The organism is Streptomyces sp. NPDC002784 (assembly GCF_053592135.1).
Genome location: NZ_JBSFVD010000069.1, coordinates 1 through 7847, shown reverse-complemented (window position 1 = coordinate 7847; position 7847 = coordinate 1). Strand labels below are relative to the sequence as shown.

The following is a 7847-nucleotide window of genomic DNA, read 5'->3' as shown; positions in this document are numbered from 1 at the left end:
AACCACCTAAAACCCACCATCCAAAACAAAAACCCCCCACCCAACCGTCCTGATTGGTGGGGTGGGCCGGCCCTGGGGCGGCCCACACCCCACCGTCATGTTGCAGGCCCTGACATGCGTGAACGCCTCTATCCCTCGGACACCACGAACGCCGAGTGGGCATTGATCGAACCGCTTCTTCCTCCGCCGGCCTGCGAAACACCCACGGGCGGAAGGCCGGAGAAGCACCCTCGCCGCGAGATCGTCGACGCGATCCGCTACGTCGTCGACACGGGCTGCAAATGGCGGGCACTGCCCGCCGATTTCCCGCCCTGGCGCACGGTCTGGGGCTTCATGGCCCGCTGGGCGGCCGCCGGGATCATCGGACAGATCCGTGACGCGCTCGCCGCCCGCATCCGCCGTGACCTGGGCAAAGGCCCTCGGGCGGTCGCAACGGTCATCGACTCCCAGTCCGTCAAAGCCGCCTCGACCGTCACCTCCGAGTCCAGGGGCTACGACGCCGGGAAGAAGATCAACGGCCGCAAGCGGCACCTCGTCGTCGACACCCGCGGCCTGCCGTTGATGGTGATGGTCACTCCCGCCGACCTCCACGACTCCGCGGCCGCGAAGGAAGTCCTGTTCCGCCTGCGCCTCATGCACCCCGAGATCACGATCGTCTGGGCCGACTCCGCCTACGCGGGCAAGCTCGTGGCCTGGGCTAAGAAGCATCTGAACCTCACGATCAAGCCCGTCAGCCGCCCCAAGGACGCCTCTGGATTCGTGATCATCCCGCGACGTTGGGTCGTCGAACGGTCGCTGGCCTGGGTCATGAACGCCCGCCGTCACGCCCGTGATTACGAGTGCGACATGAAAGCCACTTCTAACAAGTGGCGGGAAGAAAGGAGAGAAGGAACCCGCCCCGATAGTGACCACAGTCGGTTCCCGACTCCGGGTGCGATGGCGGTAACGCCGTGGTGCTGAGCCGGAGGAGAAGGTCCAAGGAATCTGCGGGCCACCGCAGCACACAGACCAGGGAAAGTTCAGAAGGGTGAGACACCGCGAACCCTCGTTTGCACGGTCCGTAACGCGTACGTCGCAGTGGCAAGAATTCGGCGACGACAAGGCCGGACGCTGAGAGGCGTCACGTGCTCCGGGTATTCGTAAGTCCGGAGGTGGTCACCACGGCCTCGGGCTATAGAGGGCACCCTACCTGGACGGGACTTGAGGAAGTGGAACATGGAAACCCCGTAGCGGTCCGGAGACGGTAAGCCGACGGTAACGAAGGCCCAACTCCGCTGCGGGAACAGGATGACCCGAGAAGCGAATGCCGCTAGAGCGAAAGCTCGTGGGAAACGCCAGACACCGGCACTCTCCGCCGCTGGCCATAACCAAGCGGATACCAGGCTGATGCCCGGACCCGAAAGGGAGCCCACGCGGGTCAGGTGGGCCTTTGAAGAAACAGCGAGCACAACCCGAACCGCGGTGCAAGTTAGACAAGGAGGGGAAGAACATGGGATTGAATCCCAGAGACAACCTCGCCCGGAACGGAGCCGTGGACGATGCTGCCGCCTGGCATGAAACTGAGTGGGCCAAGGTGGATGGCGAAGTAAGGCGACTGCGTCAACGAATCTTCAAGGCTGCACAGCAAGGGGACCTCAAGAAGGTCCGCAATCTCCAGAAGCTCATGCTGCGCTCACACTCCAACACACTGCAAAGTGTGCGGAGAGTGACACAGCAGAGTTCAGGCAGGAGATCCGCCGGCGTGGACCGAGAGAGGGCCCTCACACCGTTGGCAAGGGGGCGCCTGGCTCGGCATATTGATGCCGAATCAGGACTCAAGGCCCAACCGGTGAAACGTGTGTACATCCCGAAGGCGAATGGGAAGAAGCGACCGCTCGGCATCCCCGTGATCAGGGACCGCGTCCACCAGGCGCGCGTCAAGAACGCGCTGGAGCCCGAGTGGGAAGCCCGGCTCGACGGCAGGAGCTACGGCTTCCGCCCCGGACGTGGATGCCAGGACGCGATGGAGACGATCCACAGTGTCACCGCGAAGCGAAATGCGCGGCGACTGTGGGCCCTCGACGCTGACCTTGCATCCGCCTTCGATCGCATCGACCACGATCACCTGATGGCCGCCATTGGGCAGTTCCCCGCCAGGAAACTTGTCCATGGCTGGCTTAAAGCGGGAGTGATGGAAGACGGGCGCTTTTCTCCAACCGAGGAAGGAACCCCGCAGGGCGGAGTGGTTAGCCCCTTGCTGTTGAACATCGCTCTCCACGGGATGGAGACGGCCGCCGGAGTACGGACGGAAACCTTCAGGAATGGAGTGCAAAGGTCCGTCATGGGAACTCCGGTACTGGTCAGGTACGCCGACGACTTCGTCGTGCTCTGTCACACGAAGGAAGAGGCAGTGAGGATCCGAGACGAGCTGGCAGAATGGATGCGTCCCAGAGGACTCGCCTTCAACGAGGAAAAGACCCGTGTGGTCCATCTCGATGAAGGATTCGACTTCCTGGGGTTCAACTTCCGCCGGTATCGCGACGGAAAAGTCCTCGCGCGCCCGAGCCAGGAAGCCGTGCGAAGGGTCCGAGGGAAGATCAGGGAGACTGTCCGCTCCAAGAGGGGTGCACCAGCCAAAGCGCTTATTGCCGAGCTGAGCCCCCTTGTCAAAGGATGGTCCACCTACTACCGAGGGTCCTGCGCATCCGACACCTTCGGCAATCTGGACCGGTACATGTTCATCACCCTATGGCGGTGGGCAGTCCGGGAACACCAGAACCAAGGCCGTGTGTGGATCCGTAGGCACTACTGGGGTCAGCACCGACCTAGGAGCAGGGACAAGTGGGTATTTGGCTCCGGCCAGTACTATCTCCACAAGTTCAAATGGACACGCATCATCCGGCACGTAGCGGTTCGCTCCAATGCCTCAAAGGACGACCCCGCGATGCAGGAATACTGGCAACAGAGAATCAGCAAAAGAAAGTTGCCGTCGGCCGAGCGCAGGCTTGTCCTGACGCTAGCCGCACGGCAACGGGGACTCTGTGCCGGATGCGGTCTGGACCTGATTGAAGGAGCCGAGTATCAACCAGATGACGTTCACGATTGGGTGAACTGGTTCTCGGCCGCTTCGCGTGCGCTCAACGTGCACCACGTCGTCTACCGGCGTGCAGGTGGCTCCGACGAGTTGAAGAACCTGGAACTCCGACACACCGCCTGTCACCAGCAGCACCACGCTAGTGATCACCGGAGAGAGCAGTGTCAGCCCTCGCGGCCTGCTTGAGCCGTGTGCGTCGAGAGACGCACGCACGGTTCTGAGGGGGCGGGGACGCAGCAATGCGCCCCCGCTACCCGACGCGACTGGTCCAGCACAGCGAAAGCCTCATCACCTGGGCCGCGATCACGCTCATGACCCGCCGGCTCACCCGCCGTCAGCCGAAGCCGACAGCCACCCAGGAGCAGTTCACACGAGCTGTCTGAACGGCGCCCCAGCACCACGATCACGCCCCTGAGCAGGCACGAAGTGCAGAAAAAGCTTCTGAATCTGCACGAACACCGCAACGACTGCCGGGCCTACACCGAATCCGGCGTCGACCGCGCCTGCCGCGGAGCCCCGACGATCGCCGACGCGGCTACCAGGGCACCGGCAGCGGGCATGCTCCAGGGCCCTGTTACAACCACTTACCGTGAGTGCCGGCGCATTCCCGCGATGCCGACACCCACGGTCGAACTGCTCCGGCTACGGAGGGGAACTAACACGGCCGGAACGTCCTACCCCACCCTCCTCCTCCGACAGGGGGCAGAACGAGCCGGGACAGCGTATTTCCTCTACGTCAGGGAGCACACCCGAAATTCTGTGTTGCAGCCTTACGAGCGAGGCGGAGCACCCCAACGTAGGCGGGCGCCCCTGCACGAGGGCGCCAGGACGTCCTGTACGGGGCCGCTAATCTGCCCGACTCGTGGTCAGCCGGCCTTTACGCTGACCGTGGCCACACCGCTGAGATCGAATTCCACCTCGGCGCCCGGCTCGAGCGTCACGGTGAAGTCCTGCCCTATGGCGTAGTCCACCCCGAGTTCGAGCCTGGACGTAAGCACATTGGACGCCTTGAGCCTGTTGTCGAGCAGGACCTTGTTCTCCCCGATCGCTATGCACAGCTTGTCGGAGATGTTGCCCGTGACCTGCACCCCATTGCACTCTGCCGCGGCTGCTGGGGTGGCTGCGGCGACGCCGAGGACGGGAACAGCGAGCAGGACGGCTGCGGCCGCGAGGCGGCCGGATATGAAACGACGGGTCATGGCAGGTTCCTTCGACTGGGGGGGAGCCCGGGCGAGGTCTCGGCAGGGCAGCACGACAGTGCCTGTGTTTCTGGAGCCGCACAAGACACGCCTATACATCTGGGACACCGGACGATTGATGGGGCGAGAGAGGCGAAGCACGAAGGGCGCACACGGCTCAAACCAAGATGGCCAATTTCCAACACGTCTTCGGAAACAGGTTCCAAGACCAAACGGATCGCGCGCCAGATGCACGGACGAGCAGGCTTCACCCTGCTCCGGCACCGCATCCTCCTCGGATAACAGCACGCTCCGTCACCACCGAATGTGAGACAGGGCCGTTCGCTACACAGACCCGCATCGGGCGCGAGGCCGAGCGCTCCCCCGGCGCTACCGGTAGTTCGTTAAATCCGGCGGTGGTGTGGGTTGACGACGGGTCGAGTTGGTCGTAGGCCGGTGATAGGAGCCAACTGCCGTGCTGAGGGCTGAAGATGACTGCTCGCCGTCCGTGTCCGCCCGCGCCGGGGCCGTTGGAGGACTACGCGGCCCGGTTCGACGACCTCTTCTTCAGCCTGGCCCAGCGGCGGGGTTTTCGTGAGTATCTGACCGGGCTGCTGGCGCCGCGGGAGCGGAACAAGACGATCACCTGCCTGGCCGGGGCGGAGCCGGTGGCGGGTGCGGGGATGCCGGGGGTGCAGCGGCTGCAGTTCTTCCTGTCCGAGTCGCCCTGGGAGGCCGAGCAGATCAACGACCGGCGGCTTGAACTGCTGCGCGAGGAGCCGGCGACGGCTCCGCACGACGGCGGGGTCATCGTGATCGACGACTCCGGGGACCGCAAGGACGGCACCGCGACCGCGCACGTGGGCCGGCAGTGGCTGGGCCGGCTGGGCAAGACCGACAACGGCATCGTCACGGTGACCACGGTGTGGACCGACGGCCGCGTCTACTACCCGTTGCACGCGCACCCCTACACCCCTGCCCACCACTTCCCCCGCGGCCGGTCCGACCCGGCCTTCCGCACGAAACCCCAGCTGGCCGCTGACCTCGCGGCCCAGGGCAAGCAAGCGGGCTTCGGCTGCCGGGCGGTGGTCGCCGACTGCGCCTACTCCGTCAGCGACGACTGGTACTTCGCACTGCGCGAGGCCGGCCTCGCCTATGTGGTGGCGCTCAAGCCGCACCGCGGCACCTGGGCTCCGGCCGGCCAGCCGCACACTCCTATCGAGGCCGCCCATACCTTGACCTGGCGTGATGCCAGGCGTCCCGGCGACTGGACGCCCGTGGAGCGTCACTTCCGTGACGGGCACACCGAGAGCTGGTGGGCCGCCGATGCCCGACTGGGCGGCTATGGTCCCGACTCGCCCTGCCGTCTGGTCGTGGCCACCACCGACCCAGCCCGGCTGCCGGAGAAGGCCACCTGGTACCTGGCCACCAACCTGCCCCACCCGGACGCACCCCACGCCGCCGCCGCCAGCCCGCACCCGCCCGCCGACCTGGCCGAGATCGTCCGCCTCTACGGCCTGCGGCCGTGGATCGAGCAGAGCTACAAACAGATCAAGGACGAACTCGGCTGGGCCGACTTCCAAGTCCGCTCCGACCGCGCCATCCGCCGCCACCAGGCCCTGGTCAACTGCGCCTTCTCCTTCTGCTGGGACCAGTGGTTCGCCCCACCTGGACACCTGGACGCCACCGCGCCGGACCCGTGCCCCGACGAGGGGCCAGAGAGGGGGACCAACCGAACCCCACCCACCCCAACTGCCCTGCTGGCCCAGGGCCTTACGGGCCATCCGTTCCTGGCTGACCCCCGCCGTCACCCTCAACCGATGGTGGCGAGCCTGGACGGACACCGACCCACCCTCCGAGCTCCAGGCCCTGATCGACGAGGTCACCACCGGACACGGCATTGACCTCTACCGCCGAATTTAACGAACTACCGGTAAGTGGCTCTGACCAGCCAGGGAACGGACGCCGCGAAGAAGATCGTAGGCCGGAAGCGGGGCATCCTCACCGACACGATCGGCCTCATACTCGCCGTGACCGTCACCGCCGCCGGCCTCTCGGAGAACGCCCTGGGAATCCGCCTCCTCGACCAAGCGAAGGAGATGTACCCGACCATCTCAAAGAGTTGGGTCGACACCGGCTTCAAGAATGCCGTCGTCGAGCACGGCGCCACCCTCGGCATCGACGTCGAAGTCGCGCCGTCGCGCGAGCTTCTGATGCTGGCGAGGGTCGAGGCCGCTGTAGGGTATGCGCCGCTCTGTTGGACGCTCGGTACTGTATTCAGGTCGCGGCCAGGACGTCAACGACGAGAACCAGTGTGGACCGGGCGGGGATTTCCCTTTTATCCTGGGAGCCGTATCCGAGCGTCGGGGGTACGACGATCAACAGTCTGCTGCCAACCTTGGCGCCCAGGAGTGCCCGGTCGAGTCCTTTGATGAGGTTGTCGAGGCCGACGACGGGCGTTGACCCCGGATCTTGGACACCGTAGACACTGGATCTTGAGGATCTGGGAGAACGGAGTCCCCGTGGGGATGAAGCATTACCCGGCGGAGTTCAAGGCGGACGCGGTCGCGTTGTCCCGCTCACGGCCGGGAGCGACGATCAAGTCGGTCGCCGCCGATCTGGGTGTGAACACCGAGACGCTGCGCAACTGGATACGGGCCGCCGACGGGCGACGTCCGGGCTCGCACTCGGCGGTCCAACCGGCCGCGCCGGCGTCGGACCCGGCGGAGGTGGCCGCCTTGCGCAAGCGGGTCCGTGAACTCGAGGAAGAGCGGGACATCCTGCGCAAAGCGGCCCGGTATTTCGCGACGGAGACGCGCTGGTGAACCGCTGCCTGTTCGTTGAAGATCACCAGCGCCGGTTCGGCGTGAAGCGGTTGTGCACGATCCTGGGCATCGCCCGATCGAGCTTCTACTACTGGCGCAAGACCGCCGTCGACCGCGCCGCCCGCCAGGCAGCCGACCAGAGGTCAACCACAAGCGCATCGCGCGTGTCATGCGCGGCATCGGCCTGGCCGGAGTCCGCCTGCGCCGCAGGCACCGCACCACTGTTCCGGACCCGGCCGCGGCGAAGGCCCCGGACCGGATCGGCCGTGACTTCACCGCCGAGCTCCCGAACACCAAGTACGTCGGCGACATCACGTACTTGCCCGTCGGCGGCGGGAGATTCTGCTATCTCGCGACCGTGATCGACCTGTGTTCACGCCGGCTGGCGGGCTGGGCGATCGCCGACCACATGCGAACCGAGCTCGTCACCGACGCCCTCGCCGCAGCGGAATGGACCCGCGGCAGCCTCAACGGGGCGATCATGCATACGGACCACGGAGCCCAGTACACGAGCGCCGCATTCGCCGACGCCTGCCGCCGGGCGGGCGTCCTCCAGAGCATGAGCGCGGTCGGCAGCTGCGCGGACAACGCCGCCGCGGAGAGTTTCAACGCAAGCTTCAAGAGAGAGACGTTGAAGGGATGAAATGGCTGGTCAAACGAGCGCGAGGCCCGACTCGACGCGTTCCGATGGCTGCACCGCTATAACGTCCGACGCCGTCACTCCCGCCTCGGACAACGCAGCCCGATCACCTACGAGGCCACCTTCCGCAC

The 7847-nt window shown here is 65.6% G+C and carries 4 protein-coding genes and 5 pseudogenes; 7 read left to right on the top strand and 2 right to left on the bottom strand.

Going from position 1 to position 7847, the window contains the following annotated elements:
- Positions 1-114 precede the first annotated feature (114 nt).
- The 4 genes and pseudogenes from ACWD1Z_RS35885 to ACWD1Z_RS35870 all read left to right on the top strand — a co-directional run.
- Positions 115-840, top strand: a pseudogene (locus tag ACWD1Z_RS35885) (IS5 family transposase); the annotation flags it as partial.
- A 649-nt stretch (positions 841-1489) separates the two neighbouring features.
- Complete coding sequence (gene ltrA / locus ACWD1Z_RS35880; RefSeq protein ID WP_451124862.1) at positions 1490-3259, top strand: group II intron reverse transcriptase/maturase; 1770 nt, start codon at positions 1490-1492, stop codon at positions 3257-3259.
- 74 nt (positions 3260-3333) lie between these two features.
- Positions 3334-3435: pseudogene (locus ACWD1Z_RS35875) on the top strand (IS5-like element IS4811 family transposase); the annotation flags it as partial.
- Between the two features lie 79 nt (positions 3436-3514).
- Positions 3515-3624: pseudogene (locus ACWD1Z_RS35870) on the top strand (IS5/IS1182 family transposase); the annotation flags it as partial.
- 315 nt (positions 3625-3939) lie between these two features.
- On the opposite strand, the gene ACWD1Z_RS35865 reads toward ACWD1Z_RS35870, so the two are convergent.
- Positions 3940-4272 carry a hypothetical protein gene (locus tag ACWD1Z_RS35865; protein ID WP_451124860.1) on the bottom strand — a complete coding sequence of 111 codons (333 nt, stop codon included), beginning with the start codon at positions 4270-4272 and terminating at the stop codon, positions 3940-3942.
- A gap of 470 nt (positions 4273-4742) precedes the next feature.
- Between ACWD1Z_RS35865 and ACWD1Z_RS35860 the strand changes: the two genes are divergently transcribed.
- Positions 4743-6155, top strand: a complete 1413-nt coding sequence (locus tag ACWD1Z_RS35860) for an IS701 family transposase (RefSeq protein WP_451124858.1) — start codon at positions 4743-4745, stop codon at positions 6153-6155.
- Between the two features lie 33 nt (positions 6156-6188).
- A pseudogene (locus ACWD1Z_RS35855) lies at positions 6189-6443 on the top strand (transposase); the annotation flags it as partial.
- Between the two features lie 85 nt (positions 6444-6528).
- Here the strand turns inward: ACWD1Z_RS35855 and ACWD1Z_RS35850 are convergent.
- Positions 6529-6660: an FKBP-type peptidyl-prolyl cis-trans isomerase gene (locus tag ACWD1Z_RS35850; protein WP_451124864.1), complete on the bottom strand. Its 132-nt coding sequence runs from the start codon at positions 6658-6660 to the stop codon at positions 6529-6531.
- Between the two features lie 113 nt (positions 6661-6773).
- Here ACWD1Z_RS35850 and ACWD1Z_RS35845 point away from each other — a divergent pair.
- A pseudogene (locus ACWD1Z_RS35845) lies at positions 6774-7847 on the top strand (IS3 family transposase); the annotation flags it as partial.

Excerpts from the sequence above, each read along its gene's own strand:
- ACWD1Z_RS35860 (WP_451124858.1), top strand. The coding sequence starts at position 4,743 with ATGACTGCTCGCCGTCCGTGTCCGCCCGCGCCGGGGCCGTTGGAGGAC.
- ltrA (WP_451124862.1), top strand. The coding sequence starts at position 1,490 with ATGGGATTGAATCCCAGAGACAACCTCGCCCGGAACGGAGCCGTGGAC.
- ACWD1Z_RS35865 (WP_451124860.1), bottom strand. The coding sequence starts at position 4,272 with ATGACCCGTCGTTTCATATCCGGCCGCCTCGCGGCCGCAGCCGTCCTG.